Origin of the sequence: Pseudomonas fungipugnans, assembly GCF_029955235.1 — a bacterium.
GTDB lineage: Bacteria > Pseudomonadota > Gammaproteobacteria > Pseudomonadales > Pseudomonadaceae > Aquipseudomonas > Aquipseudomonas fungipugnans.
This window is the reverse complement of sequence record NZ_JARBWL010000002.1, coordinates 2,868,233-2,889,692: the sequence shown is the minus strand read 5'-3', so window position 1 is coordinate 2,889,692 and position 21,460 is coordinate 2,868,233. Positions and strand designations below refer to the sequence as shown.

Below are 21,460 nucleotides of genomic sequence, written 5' to 3'. Positions count from 1 at the left end.
TAACTTGAGGTAAATATGACCGACAATTCCACTCAACGAGCTGAAACCACACCACATGAGAAAGTCCTGATTGATCCAAACCAAAGTGCCTCCCAAATTCCTTTCGCACCTCGGAGCGAAAGCACAGTACTTTCTACGCTGGATTCGGCACCGCGTCGCAGCGTCCACGCTGATGACTACTGCCTGCCAGGACTGGTAGACAACACCGATGGCTTGGCAAAAGCAGTGGCTGCTCTCGGCTCTCTTGGCGGAACGGTACTTCTTGGGGCTCGAACATACGTAGCCAGCACGATGGTAATTCCAAGAGGGGTTATTATTCAGGGCGAAAGCCCCTTGGTATCTATCCTGCTGCAACAGGCAGGATCAAACGTAGACTTTGTAACCTCAGAAAATTTTCCGGTGTTGACCGGCACGGGTTTGCCAGTCGCAACCGATAATCGAGTGCCCTCCTGGTTCGGGCTAAGAAATGTGCAGGTCCATGGCAACAGAGAACATAACCGTATCGGCCGGGCATGCTGCTTCTATGGCGCCTACACGATAATAGACCACGTTGTTATCGGGTGGGGCGCCAGCGGCGGCCTATACACTGAGTACGCAACGAATGTATCCAGCAATGCTTCGGTTGCCGATCAAGAGGAAGGCTTTGTTCGCGATTTAATTGTCCGAGACAACAACGGCGACGGCTGGATAAACCGTGGGCCGCACAATGTCCATATGGACAACATCACGGGCATGCGAAATGAAGGCTGGAACTACTTCAGTGAGGCTCTCGACGGGACGTACAACGGGGCACCCACTTACTGCACAGTTTTACACTGTTTCCAGGGCGACATGAGCTGGACCAGTGCAAGCGGTCGCAAGCGCAAGAACATCTATATCGGCACCAATGGGTCGTTCGGCCAGATCACCGTGGATGGCGGCTCATTGGAAATTAATGCAGGATCGTGTTTGATTTCAAATTTGAACCAGTACTTCGGTGGCCAAGGTGGCGATATGGTCACGATTTCGGGTTCTCGCAACATGATTGGCGTATGGCGAGGACTCGCTCGGGCGGCATCGTCTACAGCCACACCAGACGCGTGGATTGCCAGGATCGCAGGGGACTTTAACAGCATTGGTGTCATGCAGATTTACGATAACTCTGCCGCCGCTGCATTTTCCAATGGCGTATTTATCAGTGGCGTGGGCACCGCAATTGCTGATCTATTTATTCGTGGGACCAGGACAGGCCTAAAAGTTACTTCAAGCCGTAATAGAGTCCGCGGCTGGATTGCGAACACCGTGGTGGCAGGTTTTGAATACACCACGCCCGTTGACTCGCACGGAGGTAGAAACCGGATCAGCCTGGACATATCCCCATCCTCCGGTGCCTATACGACAGGTAGTTCGCCAATAGTTAATTCGGACCGCTTCAATATCGAAGGGACCGGCTTGAGTGGTGGCAACCAGTCAACCAGTATTTCTAAAGAACAGTCATCCATCGCCGGCGACCTGGACACTGTCGGGATCAAGACGATGGTCATTCCCCACGGCCTGCTTTACACGCCTAGGCGCCAGGATATCAAACCCTCCCTGACAGGATTGACGATAAAAACATTGGTTCTTGGCTTCATGCGCTGTTCTATGGTGGACGCCACGAATATTACGATTGAATATCTGGTGGTAACTCCGGCTGTCGGGGGTGTTATGAGCATTGCCGTACAAACGGCGGCACTGTAAGGCAAGGCAAGAGGCCTGTGGCTCTTGCTAACGGTTGCATCCGACGGCGAAGGGCGACCTTTCAAGAATCTTATCGCAAGCCGGTTACACCGTTAAACTTCAGTATTCCCCCCCGCTCTTCCCTGCTCTCCAAGATACGAAACCCGGCTCGCCGTGACGGCTGCGATTCTGGAGCTTTCCGGCCTGAAATATCAGAACCACTATGGGTCTGCTGGGAGCCATCTCCGCAGGTCTCAGACATATCGTGTTACAGCCTCAATTTGGCATGAGCAGCCCTGGCAGGTCCAATAGGTCTTTTAATAGGGAGTCAGTCATGCCTGTTACTCAGTTGATTCTATTGGCCGTTTTTGGAGTTGTCGTCATCGCCTGGGGTGCCATTCAAGACATGAAGAATCACAGGAAGGAAAAAGAAGCCCAGGCAGTACAGAACAATACTCGGGCCTGACCCCGCGGCATTTGATGAGCGTAGAGGCGGCCTTGAGTGGCCGTAGATTCTATGGAATGGGGTGAATGATCTTGACCGGTAGCGTCATTCGCTACCGGCCTTTGAGCCAAAAGCAGATGCCCGCCTTTCGAAAATGCCAATCAGCGTATGCATCAGTTTGGGGGGGGGGCCAGTCATTGTCGTCGTCCAGTGCGTCGCCCCTACCGAAACCCTCACCCCGTCTTTTTTAGAGATAAGCGGTATTGGACGGGTTCTGACTATTCGAGCGGACCTTCGGCCAGCCATTCGCGCGCAGCCCGACTTGGTCCAAGACCACACCACCGATGGCCAAGCCGGACGACGCTGAATTCAACGAGCGGCGTTGGTATTCAAATCCGAGGCTTTCGTGTAGTGAAACTGCAGCCCGTTTTTGTTCAGGTATCTCTGGAGATTCATATCGCTGCCGGTGCTGATGTCGTGAAAACCCGCACCACCCTGAAGTTCCGGATTTTTCGGAAACTCTACATCCAGTGCCAGCCCATTGGCGTGTACCAAATGCAAACTATTGCCCTCCTTGTGCAGGTAGGCTGTATGAACCATTCGCCCGGTCTCCCGGCTCTGAAAATTCAAGATACCGGACTCTGGAATTTGCCTTGAATCAAAATCAGAGCGGCCACTGGTTGGGGTAATGCCCATCAGGTCCTTGTAACCCTGCGAATAATTCAACTCGGGGGCCAGTCGCTCCTCAGCTTGCTGACTGATTGCATTCCCGGCCCTGCCTGCATGGACCGCTATCTGGTAGCAGATGTGCGGTTGTTGGCCCGTTTCTTCAAGCTGATTGAATCGTTTGACCATGTTGGATTTCAATTTACTGGCCGAAACGACACCCGAGGAAACGTTGTTGCTGTCCTGATATTGGCTCGGTATGCACCCGCAGGTAAGTCTAGAAATTGCTTGCATCGCTTAATCTCCACTGAATCAAAATCTTTCAGTGGTAGAAGGCGATTATCGGTTCCAACGGATTTTTCGTTAACGGTATGCGTCGGACACGTCATTAGCCCGCCTGGTGGCTGCCTGGGCCGTTGTCTGGGCCTGCGCCACCAGCCAGCTCTATTAACAAGCTGCGAATCGAGATAGCGCTGGGGGCTCATCCGACCTGATTAATGTTCAAGTCGGTGCCCTCTTAACCTGTCACAGACTGTTTTCAGTAGAGAAAGAACTCTTCGTCAGGCGTCGACGAATATAACCTTTCCGGTAATGAAGCCATCAACCGAGCGCTCGAAGGCTTTGCCTACCAGCGCGCCAGGGACAGGCTGGAAGCCCGGCATCATTTCCCCATATACGTCCCATGCCTCCTCCAGAACGGTAGGGTTGACCACGTTGATGCGAACCTGGCGTGGAAGCTCGTGCGCTACGCACTGCACGAAGGTGTCGATGGCGCCGCTGGTGGTGGCGTCCGCGATTGCCATGGGAATGGGTTTGACATTCAGAATTCCCGAAATAAGCGTAAACGAACCGCCATCGTTGATGTAGTTCAGGCCCACATTTACCAGATTGATCTGGCCGACCATCTTGCTTTGGATAGTCGTATCCCACTGCTCATCGGTCATTTCGCTGAAATTGGCGTATTCGCAGTAGCCAACTGTATTAACGACGGCATCGAATGGCCCGACCTTTACGAACAGCGCCTTGATCGACGCCTTGCTGGTGATATCGACCGTGTGGTCGCAGCCTGTGCCGGAGCGGCTGGCGGTGATGACATTATGGTTCTTGAGGCCGGTCATAGCGGCTTGGCCCATGTGCCCTTGGGCGCCAATCAAAATTACGGTTTTCATAGCAATGCCTCGTTAAATCTTGGGGAGGCGGTACTCTAGGCGCCCAGTGATACAATGAAAATCACGACTGGCTTGTATGAGATACAACTCAAATGATTGAGAAAATCGATATCAGGCACATGCGGGTTTTGCTGCATCTCGTGCGCGAAAAAAACGTTTCTCGCGTTGCCGAGCGGCTTGAAATATCACAACAGGCGGTTAGCAACTACCTCAAGCGCATGCGTGAAGTGTTTCCCAATGAGCTGTTCCTGCGCCAGAGTGCAGGCCTACAGCCGACCGACTATGCGTACGACCTGGCGGCTAAATTCGAGAAAATAGTTGAAGAGGTCGATGGCATCTTCAATTCATTCCCATTCGATCCGGCAACCAGTAAGTACGTGTTCAGGGTCATCGCAAATGAATATGCGCAACTGTCTATCATCCCGTCGCTTTCGTTGCTCATGCGCGAACGCGCGCCCGGGGTGAAACTTGAAGTCATTGACTTCAATCCCGCTCAGCATGCCAAGACGCTGGCGCAAGGAGAGGCTGACCTGGTGATTGGTTTTTCTGACTACGTCGATCCGGGACTGGTACGCAATACACTGAGACGCGACCACTACTGCTGCGTCGCTCGGCAAGGTTCGCCACTGCCTGGGCAGATACAGGCGCTGGGCGACGTGTCTTCCCATCCTCATGTGGATTTCGCCAGCGGCGTAGGCAATCTGGGGAGCCGAGTGGATGATTTTCTTAGCGCCCGGGGGGTCAGCCGCACCGTGATTGCCACTTTGCCCTGCTACACGTCTCTGCAAGCGTTTATGCACGTCAATGACACGGTGGCCTTCGTGCCCTCGGCCATTGCCGCCGCCGGGGGTTTCCAAGTGATCGATATAGACATGTCCTCCCTAAATTTCAATGTGGTTGTGGGATGGCATAGAAGAACTTCGGGTAATGCATCCAGAGATTGGCTTGCCCAGGTTATTGCACAATTACCCGCGCCGCGTTAGCTCAAAGTCCACCGGCCCGTCCACCCTCCAACATCAAGGGCGACGTCCAGGATGCTCAGGTCATGGCCGATGGGGGATGAGTGCCAGCAGGCTCCTGACAGGAACGTGTTTGTGGTGACTCAAGCCATGTTGAACGACCGGGCTTCCCATCCTCTTCGTGCGCCAGGTTAGGGAGGATTGCATCAATGAAAGGAAGGTGCCTTGCCCGCACGGTTACAAATGGCTTGTCGGCGGAGCGAGTCAATTTGCCCAATCATCTCCGGTTTTACGTCGCAAGCGTTTGAAAAACGGGCGCGCGAATAACAGCTAAAACTGTCATTTTCAAGCTTTAACAAATGAACATACTTTTAAAAAAAGTTCATGCAAACATGGGCTTGGCTGACTACCCTCAAGGTTCCGACATAGTGACTACAGGAGTAATCCACCATGTTCTCGCACGAAAGCATCCCGCTGATTTCACTCTTCATCATCATGCTGCTTAGCGTGCTCGCGGCTTTTCTTCACCCTGTACACGCCTTCTGGAGCTGGGTTCAAAGGCGAAAGAGTAGAGCCACTCTCAAACGCACGGAGCACGTGAGGAAGCTTTATTCGCGTTGAGCGAACGTCCAAAGAGGCCCGGCAAAGCCCGGGCTTTTTGTTGCCTGCCAGACGTGAAAAAGCTCGCCAACCGAGCCGACGCCTACAACTCCGACTGCTATTGCATCAAGGCATTGCAACTTTCGATCGCTGACCAGACCGTCATCGCTTGTGCGAGGGCAGAGTACGCTACGAAAACACCGAATCATTTTGAAACATTCACCCCGGCCAAGCGTCAACCGTTGCCCCATCCAGAGCTTTTACGATGACACCTCCCCATCCCTCGGCACGTCTCCCGCATTTGACCCACCTGCGTAATGTGAAAATGGCTCGCTCGGCCCACGCTTATGTTCGAGGCAGCACGGTGCAGTTTTACGAGTGGTTGCACAGTCAGCCGGGGCGTCGGCTGCCTCAAGGCCCCTCCATCTGGATATGCGGTGACTGTCATGCCGGCAATCTGGGGCCTACCGCGAACACCAAGGGCCACATCGACATACATATTCGCGACCTGGATCAGGCGGTCATTGGTAATCCGGCGCACGATCTGGTGCGGCTGGCCCTGTCCCTGGCGACGGCTGCCAGGGGTTCGGATTTGCCCGGTGTAACCACTGCCCGCATGCTTGAGGAAATGATGCGTGGTTATGAGCAAGCGTTCGAAGACAAGCCAGATGAAGCACCGCCGCGCCCTGCCCAGGTAAAAGCAAGCATGCGCAGTGCCGTGCAACGGACCTGGAAAAATCTGGCGCGCGAACGTATCGAAAACGCTCGCCCCACGATTCCGCTCGGGAAACATTTCTGGCCGTTGTCGCGAAAAGAAAACGCCGCGATTAAAACCTTGTGCGCATCCCCGGAAATTCACCAACTGGTTACATCACTCAAGGGCCGGTCGAACGATGCCGAGGTCGAGCTTCTGGACTCGGCTTACTGGGTCAAGGGTTGCAGTTCGCTCGGGCTGCTGCGTTATGCAGTGCTGCTGGGGGTGGGTGACAAAGCAGACCAGGAATATTGCCTGATCGATATCAAAGAGGCTGCCGGTGCGGCGGCGCCTCGATCCGCTCGTGCGCGCATGCCGCGTGATAACGGGAAACGTGTACTGGAAGGCGCTCTTCAACTGTCACCCGCGCTGGGTGAGCGAATGATAGCGACGCGCATGCTCGATCACGGCTTTTTCATTCGTGAGTTACTGCCTCAGGACATGAAGCTGGAGCTGGATGAACTCAGCGAAATCGATGCCGTTCACGCGGCGGGTTATCTGGCGCGGGTCGTCGGCATTGCCCATGCCCGGCAGATGGATCGTGCGAGCCGAAAAAAATGGATAGCCGATTTGCAAGTGAGCCGTTCAAAACAGCTGGACGCGCCCTCCTGGCTTTGGACCAGCGTCGTTCAATTGGTTGGAAAACATGAAGAGGGCTACCTGAACCATTGTCGCCGCTATGCTCTGGAGAACTAGACATGCACAAACGCACAAACAGCACCACGTCAGCCTGACGAAAACTGCCCAATCCTGGAGCAACAACTTTTACGACAAGGATGCCAAGCATGACCGTAGATATCAGCACATTCGACATAGCCACCCCACTGCCCACTTCAGCAACAAACCCGGTAGCCCTGGAGCTGAACGGTACTGAAGCACTGGCGCAATGCCCCACCGTCATCAGTCGACTGGCCGACGGCTCCATTCAGCTCACAGCCCCGACCAAAGGCGCTTCAAGCAAGAGCACGCATCGAACGCGCTGTGAATGGAAAGAGTCGATTTACTGGCCACTGACCAGCGCCGCCAACCACTGGAACAAGCAAGAGATGACACTGTTGAAGGTCAACTCGGCGCAGCGAGTGGTGATTTCACAGATGCACGTGCAGGACGATACCAACCCTGCCATGAAGGTATTTTGGGAAAAGGGCGCGCTCACTTACGCCTTTCGCAAGGAGTACAACGGTGCAGATCCTACGCCTGTGCTTCTACTCGGCAATGTACCGCTGGGTGCCAAATATCAGATAAATATTCATAGCACGTCTGCGGGTGTGGTCGTTGTGAGCGCCAGTTGCAATGGCAAGTCGGCTTCTTCCCCGTCGTTGCAACTTGGCAGCACCTGGAGTACGCAGACCTTCGATTTCCATGGCGGTATCTACAACCAGATCGACTACACGGACACCACTTCACCCAGCGACGGTTCTATCTGCGTGATCAGTCTGTTGTCGGTGACTCACGTTTAATCGCTGGCCCTGCGAAGTCGTCCCAACGCTTGCTCAGGCAGGTGAACAACCATCGAAAGTCTGAATTTTTTCCGGCGCCTGCCCTCTCCTGTGAATAGACCCTGTCTTTTGACGGGGTATGTGCCATACCAGAGGATTCTCTGATGAACAGTAGACTGCTGCTTCTGATCGCAACCTTGAGCCCCACTCTGGCGATGGCTCAAGGCTGTGATGTGCAGACCCGATCTCAAAGCGCATCCGTCCCGGTCATCGAATCTCATACCTGCTATGAATACAGCGGCATGCCGGTCGACGCTATCAATTGGTCATGCAGCAACCAGAGCAAGGAAATGCTGACCAGTACCAAAAATAAAGTCGAACACTGTGCCAATCATTATCAGGCAACCTGTATTGGCACCTTGACCGCGGAATCGCTGGCCAACCCTCAGGCCATGAGCAAGGACAAGAGCAGCAAGTCGCTCACTATTCCCGATAATGCCCGCAGCATCACTTATTATTACGATGCGCAGAACCTGAACCAATCCAGGATTGATTGCGTGACGGGAGGCGGAGAATGGAAAGCAAAGTAGCTTTCAGAATGTTGAAGTGAGCGTCCGAAAGCTGGCACCAACCCGATTCCTCGTCTAGTGTTTCTACCTCATCGGGCCGCGCCCTGTTTGCTGGCGGGCGCCTAATCAAGGAGAGATCGATGACCCCCGTACGTATCGCCGAGAAAACCTATCGCAACTGGTCGAGCCCCATCCTGCTGGAACTCAAAGCACGCGAGCATCAACTGGAACCGGCAGCGCGTCAGGCGCTGGAGAACGTTCTGGTAGAAAGAAGACTGGTCAATACCGGTAACCCGGCTGGCCCGGAACGACGCTCTGCAGCCAAGCCCCAGTAGCACCCTGTCACAGGCACCGAATTTCAGGCAAAAAAAATCCCAGGCAGCTGATGGACGCCTGGGATTTAAAAATGCATAAACCGTGGTGGTGAACGCGGGGCGATCTTACCCCAAGACGATAACTTGCAACAAGATATTTCCGCTCACCAATCAGTTAAATAATCACCTAAGCCCTTATATAACAACACTTTTTATGAGGGCTTGTGGATCCACACGCCTATCAAGCGCTTGCTACAAGCAATCCTTGACGGCCTTTCTCAATGCCCCTGACTTCGCCCAAGGCGGTCCCTGATACAACGAAATCCGGCTGCCATCCTTCCATTTCACCACGTCCAGAATTTCGTCGGCGGTGATGATGCTCGGTGCATTGATCCGGTAACCATTGGAAATCGCAGTCTGCGTGGTTTTGGGGATTTCTTGCTGCCAGGCGGGTAATACGCAAGACGCGTAGTCTTTCGGTAACTTGCTGCTGTATTTACTGACATTGGGTTCACCCGGCACCAGCGAGGCAGGCAACGAACAACCTGCCAAAACGGCCAATGCCATCCCCCCGATCAACATCCGCATGATGCGTCCCTATCCTGAAAAAAAGCGAATGTAACGCGTCGTTGCACAGACATCCATCTGTAGAACACAACTCATCGGGATTGATCGTTATTACCGGGGTCGCCATACGAGCGCTCATTGAGGTAGTTCATCCATCGCTCATAGGCCTCGTGCTGCCACCGAGTCGTGCGCTCCCACTCCGGCCCGCTCAGTTGATGAGCCGAAACAAGCGACATCATCTGCGTGGTGGCGGCGTCCAGATCCCGTATCAGTTCATGGGCATGAACCCTGAAGTCATCGGTCGTAGTCATGTGCAATGGCCTCACCCGGATGAAAAACTTACGCCTTCAATACGACATCAACTCCGGACATTCGCCCAGACTTCCCGACCAGTGGAAACGTGTCAATTTCACCTTACAAAAAAGCCCCGGCAATCCGAGGCTGGAAAAGCGATATTTGTGAATTATTGGTTGGGGGACGGCTGGCGTGTCCGAGCTCGACATGCGGGCAGCGACGCCGCGTATGCCAGCGCCTCTTCCCGGCTGGCGAAGGCCGCAAGCCGATCACCTTTGGTGCACACCCGCCAGGGGCCATGGTTCACACTGAAGACGTCATAACCGTTCATATGCATTTTGGTCAGCATCGCAATGCTCATAGTCACCTCCATTTCGGCAGAGCTGATCAAGGACTCACCTGCCTACCTTACACCGGACTTTTGTCGCTGTGCCGACCAGACGTCGCAACAGCGCGGCACCATCGGCGGCACTTTTGACCCATGCAGGGACTCAAACGAGCCAGTCAACCCGTGTATGCGCCGGTCCAGATATTGCAGTTGAATTACACATTTGTGACAGTCAGCGATATGGGTAACACATGAAAATACGCGCCACTGTAATTTGCGAGCAAGACCGCCATGTACTCCTGGTACGCAAGCCCAGGTGTCGCTGGACGTTGCCCGGCGGCAAGGTCGAAGCTGGCGAAACCCACGCCGGCGCGGCGATACGCGAGCTTGAGGAAGAAACCGGGTTGGCGGCCGACGAGGTGTTGTACCTGATGGAGTTGCTGTCCGGCAGCACCCGACATCATGTCTATGAAGCCTCGGTGGTGAACCTGGATGAGGTCCGGCCGCAAAACGAGATTGTCGATTGCATGTGGCATCCGCTGGACGCCATCCACAACCTGAAAACCAGTGATGCGACGCTGCGGATCGTCAAAGCCTTCCAGCGACGTTTATAGGCCGCTGGCAAATGCCCGGCGCCCGGCGCGCATTTCGGTACGCAGTTCGCCGATAAGATTTGAGATATCGCGAACGCTGGTGAGTTGCTCCGGCGAGACACCGTTGATTAACAGTTCAATACGCCCACTGGCAGAATCATAGACCTTGATCCGCAATGAGCCGTCTTCGTTCACCGTGCAATCGCAGGAAAGCGGAAAAAAACCGGATTCCACAATGCAGCAGAGTTCTGAAACTGAAACCATGGCAAGCGCCTCGGCGGGGCGGTTTTAGAATATTGACCTGCTGAGAATAGATTGAGCTTTGCCGTTTTGCCCATCCTGACTATGTCTAAAATGTTACATGCCTCTCACTTTCAACAGTTGTTTAATCACTGAATCGGTTCAATGGGAGTCACCGTCCCAAAACCAGTTCCAAATGCCTGGAAGCTGAACCGGCTCGGAACTGACACTGACCGTGCGCGCCATCGCCGCCGTCAGCAACTCGGCGTGATTGTCGTAAAAAGGTTTGGGCGCCATTCTCACGCCCGTGGCGCTGGCGCTGTCGAGCAGGATTTGCAGGTATTCGCGTGTGTGCCGGGCCGTGTAGCGATTGAGATCGTGAAACGTCACCACCACCGGAATCACCCCGTCCACGGTTGGCAGTTCACCTCGGGCGATACGTTCGCGCACTTCAGAGACTTCCCGCAACAGGTTCGCCCGGCGCCTGGGGCTGGCGTTGAAGCCCCATATCTTGCCGTCATTGGCGCTCAGGTCGGTCAACAACACGTGCATGCCGTGGCGTTGATAGACCGCGAACGTGCGCTTGTCGTAATTCCAGAACGGCGGGCGCACCAGCACTGGCGGCGCTCCGGTAATCGCGGCGATATCGGCGCTGCCCTTGCTCAGCGAAGCTTCCAGATCTTGCGGGCTTAGCGAGCGGTGATTGGTGTGCCAGTGGGTGGCCGTGTGAAAACCGAGGATATGGCCTTCAGCCTGTTCGCGATGCATGACCTGGCGACCAATATCGCTGTCACCGGCTCGTGGGGCGCCCGTCTGCACAAAGAACACCGCCTTGATGCCCGGCTGTATCGGGTTGCGGGCCAGGCTGTCGAGTACGGTCAGCGACGGATTGTAAAAACTCGAAGCGCTGGGGCCATCGTCAAACGTCAGGAGAAATCGAACCGGTGCTTGCGCCTGTAACCGCTGCCGGGTCTGCGCCGTCAGCTCGATGGGAGCGGCGATACAGCCGACCAGTCCGACGGCGACAATCAGCGTAAGGAGTACTTTGAACAACTGCTTCATGTTTGCCTTGGGCCAGACCGTTGTGGTCATCCTGTTTAATGGCAAAACCCTCGCCCGTTGTTCCTCCATTCCACCCGACTGCTGCTCTGCGGGATTTTATAAGGGTACACAGTGTTAGGTGGCAGCGCACTCAATCACGCCGACTCATTGATTGATTGAGATGCATTGATTTATACGACGTCGTATTAGTGGCATTCAGGCATAACGTGTCTATACAATTTGGCAAGTTGAACTTCGCAGCAACTGTATCAATTCAGAAACACTTGTAGTCGCAACGTATGTGTTGTATCAACCGCCTGTCTGACATTTCAATCATCATACATACATTTTGTAACACTCCAGCTAGCATGCGCGCCGCATTTCCTCACGCCTGAGGCAGTTGACCGAAGAGTCAGCAAAACAAGGAAATCCCTACAACTTTCACAAGCCTTGCAGAGAACTAAGTTGCGCGACGATTTTTCCATGAATCAAGTCAGCGGCCTGGAGTGCGTCTATCTATCGAAGACAGAACACTACCAACTCGACTGTTTTATCCGACAATACGTCAAGACTCGAAACTTGCGCTCAATCCCCGACATCAGCGATGTCCTGCGTTCAGCCCTCGAAGGCTATCCAGGCAAACCGCCGATCATGGTCAACGAGTTGAACGCCTGGATCGACAAAACCCTGGGATATCGGGCTTCCCATCCTGATTTCCCGCAGCTGGAAGACGTTTGATACGACACTCGTGGGCGATTCGGCCTAAGATCTGAACGACTCACACAAAACACATGCTCAGCTCAAGAGGCTCATTTGAGCCTCTTTTGTTTCCCGCCCTCCCGCCCCACATTATTCACGGCTTAAGCGGCCACTCTTGGTCACGCTCCGACAAGGTCTTGCCATCATCGGGGTGCTTCCAGTCCGGTGTCGAACGCTTCTGGCGCTCGATTTCGTCTTCGGTCGGTTCATCCAGCTCATCATCCGGCTCAGGGTGTTCTTGTTCAGTACTCATGCCTGTCTCTCCTCCTGAAGCGATTCGTTCTCTGCATCAAGCGTAGAACAGTTTCTTCAATCGAACTCAGAGCCACCAGCGCAGCAAAAAGAAGAACGCCATGCTCAACAACATGCTGAGCAACGTATTGCGGGTGTACAGCACCAGCCCCACCGCCACCAGCGAGCTGAGCAGATAGGGATTGTCCCACTGCAGGTTCAGTTGTTTGTCGGGCATGAACACAATCGGCCCACAGATCGCCGTCAGCATGCCCGGCACCGCAAAGCCGAGAAACTGCCGGGCATTACTGCTTAACCGCACCGGCAATCGAGGTTCGAGAAACACGTAACGATTCAGAAACACCAACACCCCCATGCCGATAATCACTGCCCAAACCATCATGTGCGCCCCCGATAAAACTTGTTGCAGACAAACCCGGCAGTCATGCCTGCCAAGCCCGACAGCACCAGCGCCGAGCCCCACTGCCAATAACTGAACAGCACCGAGCAGAATAGTGAAACCGCCACACACACCACCGTCGGAACGCTGCGCACCACCGGCGTGATCAAGGCTATGAACGTTGCGGCGATGGAGAAATCCAGTCCCAGATGTTCCAGACCCGGAATGCTGCTGCCCAACACGATGCCGGCCAGCGTGAACAGGTTCCAGGCGATGTAGAACGTCAGGCCCACACCCAGGGCGTACCAGCGATTGAACTGTTGCTTGTCATGCTGACTGGTCAGGGCAAACAATTCGTCGGTGAGCAGAAAACCCAGGCCCACGCGCCAGCGACCCGGCAACGGTGATATCACCGAGCGCATGCTCATCCCGTACAGCAGATGCTGAGACGTCAGCAGCAGCGTGGTCAACAAGATCGAGAAGATCCCGGCCCCGCCCTTGAGCATGCCGATCGCCACCAGTTGCGCCGCGCCGGCAAACACGATGCTCGACAAGCCCTGGCCTTGCAGAGGCGTCAGATTGGCCTCGATGGCCATGGAACCGGCCAAAAGTCCCCAGGGTGCGGTGGCCAGGGACAGCGGCATGATTGCGACCGCACCGCGAAGAAACGCGCTGCGTGGCATGAGTGAGTTGGACATAACGCTCTACAACCAGATAAAGACCACCGACTGTGCCAGTCTCGACGACGCCTGGCTTGAACAATCTTGCGCACTTGCAGACCACAGTCCGGCTGTTTTGCCATTCATCTGCCAGACGCTTGATTCGGCGAGAGGCTGGCAACATGCTAGCGCGGCATTCCACTCCTTGAGGTCCCAGCCCCATGAGCTCCGTCGATACTGACAGCGATGTCTATAAAACCTTGCTCGAATCGACCCAGGCGATTCCTTGGCGGATCGACTGGAAAACCATGACATTCAGTTACATCGGCCCGCAGATCGAAAGTCTGTTGGGCTGGAAACAGGACAGTTGGGGTTCGGTCAATGACTGGGTCGAGCGCATGCACCCGGATGATCGCGACTACGTGGTGGAGTTTTGCGTGTCGCAATCCAGGGCCGGCGTAGACCACGAAGCCGACTACCGGGCACTGACGCACAACGGTGACTATGTGTGGATTCGCGATGTGGTGCACGTCGTGCGCAAGGACGGTGAAGTGGAGGCGCTGGTGGGCTTCATGTTCGACATCAGCGAACGCAAGAAAACCGAAGAACACCTGACCCGCCTGCAAAAGCAGCTCGAAGAATATTCGTTCCAGGACGGCCTCACCGGCATCGCCAACCGCCGCATGTTCGACACGGTGTTGGAACGTGAATGGGGCCAGGCCCAGCGCAGCGGCTTACCGCTGTCATTACTGGTGCTGGATATCGATTACTTCAAGCAGTACAACGATCACTACGGCCACATCAAGGGCGACGAATGCCTGCGTCAAGTGGCACAGACTCTGTCGCTGGCAGCCAATCGGCCCCGGGATTTCATCGCCCGCATCGGCGGCGAAGAGTTCGTCTGGCTGCTACCCGAAACCGATGCCGAATCGGCCAGGCTGGTGGCGCGCAAATGCCTGCATCTGATTCGCCAGCAGCATATTCCCCATGCATTTTCGGCGGTGTCAGCGCTGGTCAGCTTGAGCCTGGGTGTCGGCACTACAATCGCTCGCCAAGACGTCAACGCTCTGGCGTTTGTCGAACAGGTCGATAGATTGTTGTACCAGGCCAAACACAATGGCCGAATGCGCGCCGAGTTTGCTGATTTGCGCGATTGATACACACCTGTGGCGATGGAGCACGCGCCCTCGCCACCTTGACAGCGTCAGGGAGCCGACATGCTTTACCGAATCGCCGCCGACGGGCTGGTGCTGTTTCACCTGTTGTTCATTCTATTTGTGCTGTTTGGCGGCCTGTTGGTGCTCAGATGGCCCTCGCTGGCCTGGCTGCACCTGCCCGCTGCTGCATGGGGCGTCATCGTCGAGGTCTTTCACCTGACATGCCCGCTCACCTATTGGGAGAACCTGATGCGCGAAGCGGCCGGACAGATTGGCTATGGCGGCGGGTTCATCGAGCATTATGTGTGGCCGGTGATTTACCCGGCCGGGCTGACGCCGGAGATTCAATGGGTGCTGGGCAGCGTGGTACTGGCGGTCAACGTGCTGGTTTATGGGCGACTGATCCGGCTGCGTCATTTGTGCACTTAACCTGTGGGAGCGAGCCTGCTCGCGAAGAGGCCATCAGTCCCCACATTAATGTTGACTGACACGCTACTTTCGCGAGCAGGCTCGCTCCCACAGGTTCTGCATTTAACTGACGAGTATTAACGGGTTGATTTGAGGGCCGCCAACCACGCAGGATCCAGACGCGTCTGCTCGGTCTCGATACCCAACGCCTCCATCCGCGCCTTATGCTGATCGGCCTCACGAATCAACTGACTGTGATCACTCGAATTGCCATCCAGTTGATGCATCTGGTCCAGGCCCAGATGATAAAAACGCAGCACCTTCATCGCCGTCGGATCACCCGCCTCCACTGCCGCTGTCACCTGATGCATGACATTGGTGACGCTCATCAGGCTGCGCTTGAGCTGCCAGCCATAGACCGCCGGCGCCATCCATTCCTGGGTCCAGAACTTGCCACGCATCAACGCTGCCATCAGCAACAACGCGGCAAACACACCGCCGATATTGAAACGCAGGTTGTCGCCGCCCGGTTCACCGAACAACGCCACCGCCGCCGTGGACAGCACCATGGCCAGCGCCAGGAACATCAGGGCGATGATCACCGTGCTGCGCCGGGTCTGGCGTCGATAGGTTTGCACATTCATCGGCTGGATTTCGAACATCGCGACGGGGTTCCTTGCATCGGGTAAAGGATCAGTGTGCAAAAAGAGTGCGGGGCATTATCGCCTCTGCGAGGGATTTAGCTATGCTGGGGCTCCTTTTCATCTTTTCATCGTCAAACGAGGACCATGGCAGTACCGCGCAGATCGTGCCATCTTCATCCATGGATTCACACTCTTCGGATGCCGTTCATCCTTATCGGGTCAACGACATCGTTTTAAGGATCATTGCATGACCCAACGACAAGTAATCAACGCCTCGGTCAGTCCAAAAGGCAGCCTTGAAACCCTCTCCCAACGCGAAGTCCAGCAACTGAGCGAAGCCGGTTCCGGCAGCACCTATACCCTCTTTCGCCAATGCGCCCTGGCCATTCTCAACACCGGCGCCCACGTTGATAACGCCAAGACCATCCTCGAAGCCTACAAGGACTTCGAAATCCGTATTCACCAGCAGGACCGTGGCGTACGCCTGGAATTGCTCAATGCCCCTGCCGACGCCTTCGTCGATGGCGAAATGATCGCCAGCACCCGGGAAATGCTTTTCAGCGCCTTGCGCGACATCGTCTACACCGAAAACGAACTCGACAGCCAGCGCATCGACCTCAGTAACTCGCAAGGCATCAGCGACTACGTTTTCCACCTGCTGCGCAACGCCCGCACCCTGCGCCCCGGTGTCGAGCCGAAGATCGTCGTGTGCTGGGGCGGCCACTCGATCAACACCGAAGAATACAAATACACCAAGAAAGTCGGCCACGAACTCGGACTGCGCAGCCTCGACATCTGCACCGGTTGCGGCCCTGGCGTGATGAAAGGCCCGATGAAAGGCGCCACCATCGCCCACGCCAAGCAACGCATCCATGGCGGCCGCTACCTGGGCCTGACCGAGCCGGGCATCATCGCCGCTGAAGCGCCGAACCCGATCGTCAACGAACTGGTGATCCTGCCGGACATCGAAAAACGCCTCGAAGCCTTCGTTCGCGTCGGCCACGGCATCATCATTTTCCCGGGTGGTGCCGGCACCGCCGAAGAATTCCTCTACCTGCTGGGCATTCTGATGCACCCGGACAACGAAGGCCTGCCCTTCCCGGTCATTCTCACCGGGCCCAAGCATGCCGCACCGTACCTTGAGCAACTGGACGCCTTCGTCGGGGCCACATTGGGTGACGGGGCGAAAAAGCACTACAGCATTATCATCGACGACCCGGCCGAAGTGGCGCGGCAGATGACCGAGGGCCTCAAAGAGGTCAAACAGTTCCGCCGCGAACGCAACGACGCCTTCCACTTCAACTGGCTGCTGAAGATCGACGAAGGCTTCCAGCGCCCGTTCGACCCCACCCACGAGAACATGGCCGGCCTCAAGCTGAGCCGTGAGCTGCCGCCCCACGAACTGGCCGCCAACCTGCGCCGGGCGTTCTCCGGCATCGTCGCCGGCAACGTCAAGGACAAGGGCATTCGCCTGATCGAAGAACACGGGCCGTACCAGATCCGTGGCGATGCGGCGGTGATGCAGCCGCTGGATCAACTGCTCAAGGCCTTCGTTGCCCAGCACCGGATGAAACTGCCGGGTGGCGCAGCGTATGTGCCGTGTTATCAGGTGGTCGCATAGCAGCGGGCTGCTCAACCCTGTGGCGAGGGGCTGTCCCTTGCCACAAATGCCCGTCTGGTATCTTCTATGGATGGAAAAACCGTCATGCGCCAACGCAACGCAGCAAGGCTCCTCGTCATCAACCCCGCCAACGAGGTGCTGCTGTTTCGCTTCCAGCACAAGGGCGATGCCCTGGACGGTCGCGACTATTGGGCAACGCCTGGCGGTGGTCTGGAAGACGGTGAAAGTTTCCAAGCTGCGGCGATTCGCGAACTGCTTGAAGAAACCGGCCTGTACGTCGAGCAGGTCGGCGAACACGTGGCAGAGCGCAGTTTTCAGATGATGCTGCCCAGCGGTGAATCGGTATTGTCGGTGGAGCGCTATTTCGTGGTTCGCACCGACACTGAATCGCTATCGCGCGATGGCTGGACAGCGGAGGAAGCCCGAGTGATGACGCAACACAAGTGGTGGTCAGTGGCCGAGTTGCAGGACACCGGCGAAACGGTGTGGCCAGAGCGCCTGATCGAAATGCTGACCAAAGCCTGATTTCCCCCCCAAAAACACCACAACTCCCCCTATGGGTTCACTGTCCCCTGAGCGCCGCCGCCTGAATATCAGGCGTCTCCAGCACGGTACTCGCGGCGCCATGGCGGACGACATTCAACATCGCCTGCCCAACCGAAACGGTACTCAGCACGTACTTCGGAAACAACTTGCGCAGAACCGGCAACAACGGCCCCATCACCCAATACGTCCAGCGATACGCCGTGGTCTTCGACCGTGCCCCATTCAACGGCTGGATCACCCCCGGCCGAAACAGGTAGACCGCCTTGAACGGTAATCGCAGCAGCGCATTCTCGGTACGCCCCTTGACCCGCGCCCACATGCTTTTGCCCTTTTCAGTGCTGTCGGTTCCGGCGCCCGAGACATACACGAAGGTCATCTGCGGATTGAGTCGCGCCAGCACTTCGGCCACCGCCAGGGTCAGGTCATAGGTGAGCCGCGAATAGTGCGCCTCATCCAGGCCGGACGATGAAACGCCCAGGCAGAAAAAGCAGGCGTCGAAGCCCTGCAACTGCGCTTCGAGCCCGCCCAGTCGGGCCAAGTCGGGCACCACCAGCGATTGCAGCTTGCGATCGGTGGCCTCGACTGGCGTTCGGCCGACAACGGTCACCTGCTCGACGTCCGCCGCGAGCAGACTCTCGCGCAACACGCCCTGGCCAACCATGCCGGTGGCGCCGAAGATCAGTGCTCTCATGGGTTTCGATTCCTGACTCGTCTTGATTGAAATATAGAAGGAGGTTCAGAGAACGACTCGCCTACAGCCCTTTTTGCAGATCCACCACAAACCGGTAATGCACATCGCCCTTCTCCACCCGCTCGAACGCCTCGTTGATCTGGCTCATGGCGATCACTTCCACGTCGGCGACGATGTTGTGCTCGGCACAAAACGCCAGCATCTCGCGGGTATCCAGTGTACCGGCGGCGCCGGAACTGGCGATGCTGCGCCGACCCATCGCCAGCAGCATCGGGCTGAAATCGAACTGATCGGGAATGCCCAGGGAGCACAGGGTCGCGTCGAGCTTGAGCGCGATCAGGAACGGGTCCATCGGATAACGAACAGACACGGTGTCGAGGATGAAATCAAAGCGATAAGCCTGCGCCGCCATCAGCTCGGCGTCAGTGGACAGCACCCCTTCATGGGCACCGAGGTTCAAGGCTTGCTCGGCCTTTTTCGGTGACGTGGTGAACGCCACCACATGCGCGCCCATGGCCCGTGCGAATTTGACCGCCAGATGCCCAAGGCCGCCAATCCCGACAATGCCTACGGTTTTTCCGGGACCGATGTTCCAGTGACGCAACGGCGCATAAGTGGTGACACCGGCACACAACAACGGTGCGGCCGCTGCAGGATCGAGCCCTTCGGGCAACAGATGAACGAAGTGCTCGTCTGCCACGTACAGCTCGCAGTAGCCGCCGCGAGTCCTCGATCCGTCCACGCGGTCAGTACCATCGAAGGTCACGGTCGGAAATTCGCGGCAGTAGATTTCGTTCTCGGACAGGCACGGTTCGCAATGCCGACACGAATCGACAATGGTGCCGATCATCACCTTATCGCCGACCTTGAAGCGGCTCACCTCGGCACCGGTCTCGATCACTTCACCGACGATCTCATGACCCGGCACCAGCGGGTATTGCTGCCCCCACGCCTTCATGTAGTGAACATCGGAATGGCAAACCCCGCAAAACAGGATCTTCACCGCCACATCCTTGGGTCGCGGCGCCCGCCGCTCGAAGCTCCACGGCACCATCGGGCCGCCCTTTTGCAGTGCTGCGTAAGCCTTGATGATGCGTGCGCCGTTACCCGCTGGAATATTGCTCATTGCCTGACCCTCATCTGCGGCTTTACAATTTGGTAATTCTGTAAAGACATTAACACCTTTACACTTATCGTCAACTGTAAAATATCAATCAGGAATGCTGCCCATCATGGACACCAAGGAAGACCGCATCGTCGCAGCCGCCTTCGAGCTGTTCCTGCGCCACGGTTACCGCAAGGTCAGCATGAGCGATATCAGCGAAGCGGCGCAGATGTCGCGCCCGTCGCTGTACGCCTCGTTCGCCAACAAGGAAGCGATCCTCGCCGAACTGGTGCGTCGCCAAAAGGAACGCAACCTGTCTGAAACCAGCGCCCGACTGCACCATGTCAGCGGCTTGCAGGCGCAGTTGAGTTGCGTGTTCGACATCTGGCTGATCGAACCGGTGGCTACGGTCATCGACTCAAAAAACGCCACCGAACTGCTGGCTAACTGCGCCGAATTCGCACCGCAAGCGCTGGCCGATTTGTATCAGGCGCTGGAGCAGCAACTGATCGCAGTACTGCAACCGCATGTGAGCGAGCAATCGTTGCTGCCAGCCGCGAACATCGCGCGAATCCTGCGCCTGGCCTCCGGCGGAATCAAAGCCGCCACCGACAACCTTGAAGAGCTGCAGCGCATGGTCGATGGCTTGTTGCTGATGGCCGTCACCACCATGACCGGGCGTCCTGAAATCTGACGGAAAAAGCCGCGACATTTCCCACGACATTTGCAGCACACTCGTACTAAGCTCTGCGCCTCAATTGTTCAAGGACGATCCATGAAGCGCATCGCCGCTTGCCTGCTGTCATTACTGGCTTTCAATTCGTTCGCCAGTGAGCTGCGCATGCTCACCGACAATCATCCGCCCCTGCATTTTCAGCAAGGCAATGAGCTGGTGGGATTTGGCGTGGACGTGGTGCGAGCGTTGGCGCAACAGACCGGCGACACGGTGCAACTGCAACAGGTCCCCCTGCTGCGCGCCTTGCACATGGCCAGCACCGAAGCCGATACCGCCGTATTTACCGTACTGCGCAACCGCGAGCGCGATGAGCGCTATCAGTGGGTCGGCCCGCTGCTGGAAGTGGAAACCGCGCTGTATGCCGCCGACAACAAACAGCCGCCAGTGAGCAACTTGCAGCAGGCTGAAAGCCAGGGCCGCATCGTGGTACCGCGCAAGTGGCTGGCTTATGACTACCTGCAAAAGCAGGGTTTCAACAATCTGTACGGCGTCGAAACCCCGGAGCAAATGATGCGCCTGTTAAGCCTGGGCCGCGCCGACTTCGTGGTGTCCGACACCTTGTCCTACGCCGCCCTGGCACGGGAAGAAGGCCTGTCGCCCAGCCAATTGCATTATCAGATGCCGTTGATGAAACAGGGTACCTACATTGCCTTTTCACCCCGCACCGATGTCGCCCAGGTAGCACGTTGGCAGCAGGCGCTGGAGGAGATGAGCAAGGACGGGCGGCTAGAGAAGATTCGGGAGCGCTGGTTGGCGGATAGCAAGCCGAATTGAGGATATTTCGAGAGAAACACCTTCCGGGTGGGAACCGGCTTGCTCGCGAAAGC

28 protein-coding genes are annotated in these 21,460 nt (G+C 56.3%); 15 read left to right on the top strand and 13 right to left on the bottom strand.

Going from position 1 to position 21,460, the window contains the following annotated elements; genetic code table 11:
• Positions 1-15 precede the first annotated feature (15 nt).
• Entirely contained in the window at positions 16-1,719 is a 1,704-nt protein-coding gene (locus POF45_RS28640; RefSeq protein ID WP_282317320.1) for a hypothetical protein, read from the top strand.
• 313 nt (positions 1,720-2,032) lie between these two features.
• Positions 2,033-2,164: a hypothetical protein gene (locus tag POF45_RS28635; RefSeq protein WP_259502520.1), complete on the top strand. Its 132-nt coding sequence runs from the start codon at positions 2,033-2,035 to the stop codon at positions 2,162-2,164.
• 348 nt (positions 2,165-2,512) lie between these two features.
• On the opposite strand, the gene POF45_RS28630 is transcribed toward POF45_RS28635, so the two are convergent.
• Both POF45_RS28630 and POF45_RS28625 read right to left on the bottom strand, forming a co-directional pair.
• Entirely contained in the window at positions 2,513-3,103 is a 591-nt protein-coding gene (locus POF45_RS28630; protein ID WP_259502519.1) for a DUF8038 domain-containing protein, read from the bottom strand.
• A gap of 266 nt (positions 3,104-3,369) precedes the next feature.
• Entirely contained in the window at positions 3,370-3,978 is a 609-nt protein-coding gene (locus tag POF45_RS28625) for a short chain dehydrogenase (RefSeq protein ID WP_282317319.1), read from the bottom strand.
• 92 nt (positions 3,979-4,070) lie between these two features.
• Between POF45_RS28625 and POF45_RS28620 the strand changes: the two genes are divergently transcribed.
• From POF45_RS28620 to POF45_RS28600, 5 genes are all read left to right on the top strand, one after another.
• Positions 4,071-4,961 carry a LysR family transcriptional regulator gene (locus POF45_RS28620; protein WP_259502517.1) on the top strand — a complete coding sequence of 297 codons (891 nt, stop codon included), beginning with the start codon at positions 4,071-4,073 and terminating at the stop codon, positions 4,959-4,961.
• 841 nt (positions 4,962-5,802) lie between these two features.
• The gene (locus POF45_RS28615; RefSeq protein ID WP_282317318.1) at positions 5,803-6,987 is read left to right on the top strand and encodes a DUF2252 family protein; all 1,185 of its coding nucleotides are present in this window, start codon (positions 5,803-5,805) and stop codon (positions 6,985-6,987) included.
• Between the two features lie 89 nt (positions 6,988-7,076).
• Positions 7,077-7,751, top strand: a complete 675-nt coding sequence (locus POF45_RS28610; RefSeq protein ID WP_282317317.1) for a polysaccharide lyase family 7 protein — start codon at positions 7,077-7,079, stop codon at positions 7,749-7,751.
• 143 nt (positions 7,752-7,894) lie between these two features.
• Positions 7,895-8,320 carry a hypothetical protein gene (locus POF45_RS28605; protein WP_259502513.1) on the top strand — a complete coding sequence of 142 codons (426 nt, stop codon included), beginning with the start codon at positions 7,895-7,897 and terminating at the stop codon, positions 8,318-8,320.
• Positions 8,321-8,439: 119 nt separating this feature from the next.
• Positions 8,440-8,634, top strand: coding sequence for a hypothetical protein (locus tag POF45_RS28600; RefSeq protein ID WP_259502512.1), 195 nt, complete (start codon positions 8,440-8,442; stop codon positions 8,632-8,634).
• Positions 8,635-8,865: 231 nt separating this feature from the next.
• On the opposite strand, the gene POF45_RS28595 is transcribed toward POF45_RS28600, so the two are convergent.
• The 3 genes from POF45_RS28595 to POF45_RS28585 all read right to left on the bottom strand — a co-directional run bounded on the left by POF45_RS28595 (position 8,866) and on the right by POF45_RS28585 (position 9,835).
• Complete coding sequence (locus POF45_RS28595) at positions 8,866-9,201, bottom strand: hypothetical protein (RefSeq protein WP_282317316.1); 336 nt, start codon at positions 9,199-9,201, stop codon at positions 8,866-8,868.
• 71 nt (positions 9,202-9,272) lie between these two features.
• A complete protein-coding gene (locus POF45_RS28590; RefSeq protein ID WP_259502509.1) occupies positions 9,273-9,491 on the bottom strand; it encodes a hypothetical protein in 219 nt (72 codons plus the stop codon).
• A gap of 152 nt (positions 9,492-9,643) precedes the next feature.
• Positions 9,644-9,835, bottom strand: a complete 192-nt coding sequence (locus POF45_RS28585; RefSeq protein WP_259502508.1) for a DUF2188 domain-containing protein — start codon at positions 9,833-9,835, stop codon at positions 9,644-9,646.
• A 218-nt stretch (positions 9,836-10,053) separates the two neighbouring features.
• Between POF45_RS28585 and POF45_RS28580 the strand changes: the two genes are divergently transcribed.
• Positions 10,054-10,416, top strand: coding sequence for an NUDIX hydrolase (locus POF45_RS28580; protein WP_259502507.1), 363 nt, complete (start codon positions 10,054-10,056; stop codon positions 10,414-10,416).
• Here the strand turns inward: POF45_RS28580 and POF45_RS28575 are convergent.
• Together POF45_RS28575 and POF45_RS28570 are read right to left on the bottom strand one after the other, a co-directional pair.
• Positions 10,411-10,659 (bottom strand): DUF1652 domain-containing protein, encoded by a 249-nt coding sequence (locus POF45_RS28575; protein WP_259502506.1) that lies wholly within the window; start codon positions 10,657-10,659, stop codon positions 10,411-10,413. The two genes, POF45_RS28580 and POF45_RS28575, sit on opposite strands and share 6 nt — an antisense overlap.
• Before the next feature lie 138 nt (positions 10,660-10,797).
• A complete protein-coding gene (locus POF45_RS28570; protein ID WP_282317315.1) occupies positions 10,798-11,697 on the bottom strand; it encodes a polysaccharide deacetylase family protein in 900 nt (299 codons plus the stop codon).
• 444 nt (positions 11,698-12,141) lie between these two features.
• Here POF45_RS28570 and POF45_RS28565 point away from each other — a divergent pair, with 444 nt between their 5' ends.
• Positions 12,142-12,414, top strand: a complete 273-nt coding sequence (locus POF45_RS28565) for a hypothetical protein (protein ID WP_282317314.1) — start codon at positions 12,142-12,144, stop codon at positions 12,412-12,414.
• 115 nt (positions 12,415-12,529) lie between these two features.
• Here the strand turns inward: POF45_RS28565 and POF45_RS28560 are convergent, their stop codons facing one another.
• From POF45_RS28560 to POF45_RS28550, 3 genes are all read right to left on the bottom strand, one after another.
• Positions 12,530-12,688, bottom strand: a complete 159-nt coding sequence (locus tag POF45_RS28560; RefSeq protein ID WP_259502498.1) for a hypothetical protein — start codon at positions 12,686-12,688, stop codon at positions 12,530-12,532.
• A gap of 66 nt (positions 12,689-12,754) precedes the next feature.
• Positions 12,755-13,066 (bottom strand): AzlD domain-containing protein, encoded by a 312-nt coding sequence (locus tag POF45_RS28555; RefSeq protein WP_259503145.1) that lies wholly within the window; start codon positions 13,064-13,066, stop codon positions 12,755-12,757.
• Positions 13,066-13,764 (bottom strand): AzlC family ABC transporter permease, encoded by a 699-nt coding sequence (locus POF45_RS28550; RefSeq protein ID WP_259502496.1) that lies wholly within the window; start codon positions 13,762-13,764, stop codon positions 13,066-13,068. Before POF45_RS28550 ends, POF45_RS28555 begins: the two co-directional genes overlap by 1 nt.
• A gap of 182 nt (positions 13,765-13,946) precedes the next feature.
• Between POF45_RS28550 and POF45_RS28545 the strand changes: the two genes are divergently transcribed.
• The gene (locus POF45_RS28545) at positions 13,947-14,882 is read left to right on the top strand and encodes a sensor domain-containing diguanylate cyclase (RefSeq protein ID WP_282317313.1); all 936 of its coding nucleotides are present in this window, start codon (positions 13,947-13,949) and stop codon (positions 14,880-14,882) included.
• A gap of 60 nt (positions 14,883-14,942) precedes the next feature.
• Positions 14,943-15,311 carry a DUF2784 domain-containing protein gene (locus POF45_RS28540; protein ID WP_282317311.1) on the top strand — a complete coding sequence of 123 codons (369 nt, stop codon included), beginning with the start codon at positions 14,943-14,945 and terminating at the stop codon, positions 15,309-15,311.
• Between the two features lie 116 nt (positions 15,312-15,427).
• Here POF45_RS28540 and POF45_RS28535 read toward each other — a convergent pair whose 3' ends face one another.
• A complete protein-coding gene (locus POF45_RS28535) occupies positions 15,428-15,952 on the bottom strand; it encodes a DUF3087 domain-containing protein (RefSeq protein ID WP_282317310.1) in 525 nt (174 codons plus the stop codon).
• Positions 15,953-16,181: 229 nt separating this feature from the next.
• Here POF45_RS28535 and ppnN point away from each other — a divergent pair, with 229 nt between their 5' ends.
• Complete coding sequence (ppnN, locus tag POF45_RS28530) at positions 16,182-17,555, top strand: nucleotide 5'-monophosphate nucleosidase PpnN (RefSeq protein WP_259502492.1); 1,374 nt, start codon at positions 16,182-16,184, stop codon at positions 17,553-17,555.
• A gap of 84 nt (positions 17,556-17,639) precedes the next feature.
• Entirely contained in the window at positions 17,640-18,080 is a 441-nt protein-coding gene (locus POF45_RS28525; protein ID WP_259502491.1) for an NUDIX hydrolase, read from the top strand.
• Between the two features lie 37 nt (positions 18,081-18,117).
• Here the strand turns inward: POF45_RS28525 and POF45_RS28520 are convergent, their stop codons facing one another.
• Both POF45_RS28520 and POF45_RS28515 read right to left on the bottom strand, forming a co-directional pair.
• Positions 18,118-18,792, bottom strand: coding sequence for an NAD(P)H-binding protein (locus POF45_RS28520; protein WP_282317309.1), 675 nt, complete (start codon positions 18,790-18,792; stop codon positions 18,118-18,120).
• A 61-nt stretch (positions 18,793-18,853) separates the two neighbouring features.
• Positions 18,854-19,918 (bottom strand): NAD(P)-dependent alcohol dehydrogenase, encoded by a 1,065-nt coding sequence (locus POF45_RS28515; protein WP_431978623.1) that lies wholly within the window; start codon positions 19,916-19,918, stop codon positions 18,854-18,856.
• 106 nt (positions 19,919-20,024) lie between these two features.
• On the opposite strand from POF45_RS28515, the gene POF45_RS28510 reads away from it, so the two are divergent.
• Both POF45_RS28510 and POF45_RS28505 read left to right on the top strand, forming a co-directional pair.
• Complete coding sequence (locus POF45_RS28510; protein ID WP_282317308.1) at positions 20,025-20,591, top strand: TetR/AcrR family transcriptional regulator; 567 nt, start codon at positions 20,025-20,027, stop codon at positions 20,589-20,591.
• Positions 20,592-20,672: 81 nt separating this feature from the next.
• A complete protein-coding gene (locus POF45_RS28505; protein ID WP_259502488.1) occupies positions 20,673-21,407 on the top strand; it encodes a substrate-binding periplasmic protein in 735 nt (244 codons plus the stop codon).
• The last annotated feature ends 53 nt before the right edge of the window (positions 21,408-21,460 follow it).

Excerpts from the sequence above, each read along its gene's own strand:
- POF45_RS28635 (WP_259502520.1), top strand. The coding sequence starts at position 2,033 with ATGCCTGTTACTCAGTTGATTCTATTGGCCGTTTTTGGAGTTGTCGTC.
- POF45_RS28640 (WP_282317320.1), top strand. The coding sequence starts at position 16 with ATGACCGACAATTCCACTCAACGAGCTGAAACCACACCACATGAGAAA.
- POF45_RS28610 (WP_282317317.1), top strand. The coding sequence starts at position 7,077 with ATGACCGTAGATATCAGCACATTCGACATAGCCACCCCACTGCCCACT.
- POF45_RS28540 (WP_282317311.1), top strand. The coding sequence starts at position 14,943 with ATGCTTTACCGAATCGCCGCCGACGGGCTGGTGCTGTTTCACCTGTTG.
- POF45_RS28525 (WP_259502491.1), top strand. The coding sequence starts at position 17,640 with ATGCGCCAACGCAACGCAGCAAGGCTCCTCGTCATCAACCCCGCCAAC.
- POF45_RS28560 (WP_259502498.1), bottom strand. The coding sequence starts at position 12,688 with ATGAGTACTGAACAAGAACACCCTGAGCCGGATGATGAGCTGGATGAA.
- POF45_RS28585 (WP_259502508.1), bottom strand. The coding sequence starts at position 9,835 with ATGAGCATTGCGATGCTGACCAAAATGCATATGAACGGTTATGACGTC.
- POF45_RS28575 (WP_259502506.1), bottom strand. The coding sequence starts at position 10,659 with ATGGTTTCAGTTTCAGAACTCTGCTGCATTGTGGAATCCGGTTTTTTT.
- POF45_RS28605 (WP_259502513.1), top strand. The coding sequence starts at position 7,895 with ATGAACAGTAGACTGCTGCTTCTGATCGCAACCTTGAGCCCCACTCTG.
- POF45_RS28520 (WP_282317309.1), bottom strand. The coding sequence starts at position 18,792 with ATGAGAGCACTGATCTTCGGCGCCACCGGCATGGTTGGCCAGGGCGTG.
- POF45_RS28580 (WP_259502507.1), top strand. The coding sequence starts at position 10,054 with ATGAAAATACGCGCCACTGTAATTTGCGAGCAAGACCGCCATGTACTC.
- POF45_RS28535 (WP_282317310.1), bottom strand. The coding sequence starts at position 15,952 with ATGTTCGAAATCCAGCCGATGAATGTGCAAACCTATCGACGCCAGACC.
- POF45_RS28570 (WP_282317315.1), bottom strand. The coding sequence starts at position 11,697 with ATGAAGCAGTTGTTCAAAGTACTCCTTACGCTGATTGTCGCCGTCGGA.
- POF45_RS28620 (WP_259502517.1), top strand. The coding sequence starts at position 4,071 with ATGATTGAGAAAATCGATATCAGGCACATGCGGGTTTTGCTGCATCTC.
- POF45_RS28590 (WP_259502509.1), bottom strand. The coding sequence starts at position 9,491 with ATGACTACGACCGATGACTTCAGGGTTCATGCCCATGAACTGATACGG.
- ppnN (WP_259502492.1), top strand. The coding sequence starts at position 16,182 with ATGACCCAACGACAAGTAATCAACGCCTCGGTCAGTCCAAAAGGCAGC.
- POF45_RS28515 (WP_431978623.1), bottom strand. The coding sequence starts at position 19,918 with ATGAGCAATATTCCAGCGGGTAACGGCGCACGCATCATCAAGGCTTAC.
- POF45_RS28545 (WP_282317313.1), top strand. The coding sequence starts at position 13,947 with ATGAGCTCCGTCGATACTGACAGCGATGTCTATAAAACCTTGCTCGAA.
- POF45_RS28600 (WP_259502512.1), top strand. The coding sequence starts at position 8,440 with ATGACCCCCGTACGTATCGCCGAGAAAACCTATCGCAACTGGTCGAGC.
- POF45_RS28630 (WP_259502519.1), bottom strand. The coding sequence starts at position 3,103 with ATGCAAGCAATTTCTAGACTTACCTGCGGGTGCATACCGAGCCAATAT.
- POF45_RS28510 (WP_282317308.1), top strand. The coding sequence starts at position 20,025 with ATGGACACCAAGGAAGACCGCATCGTCGCAGCCGCCTTCGAGCTGTTC.
- POF45_RS28595 (WP_282317316.1), bottom strand. The coding sequence starts at position 9,201 with ATGCGGATGTTGATCGGGGGGATGGCATTGGCCGTTTTGGCAGGTTGT.
- POF45_RS28550 (WP_259502496.1), bottom strand. The coding sequence starts at position 13,764 with ATGTCCAACTCACTCATGCCACGCAGCGCGTTTCTTCGCGGTGCGGTC.
- POF45_RS28615 (WP_282317318.1), top strand. The coding sequence starts at position 5,803 with ATGACACCTCCCCATCCCTCGGCACGTCTCCCGCATTTGACCCACCTG.
- POF45_RS28625 (WP_282317319.1), bottom strand. The coding sequence starts at position 3,978 with ATGAAAACCGTAATTTTGATTGGCGCCCAAGGGCACATGGGCCAAGCC.
- POF45_RS28505 (WP_259502488.1), top strand. The coding sequence starts at position 20,673 with ATGAAGCGCATCGCCGCTTGCCTGCTGTCATTACTGGCTTTCAATTCG.
- POF45_RS28555 (WP_259503145.1), bottom strand. The coding sequence starts at position 13,066 with ATGGTTTGGGCAGTGATTATCGGCATGGGGGTGTTGGTGTTTCTGAAT.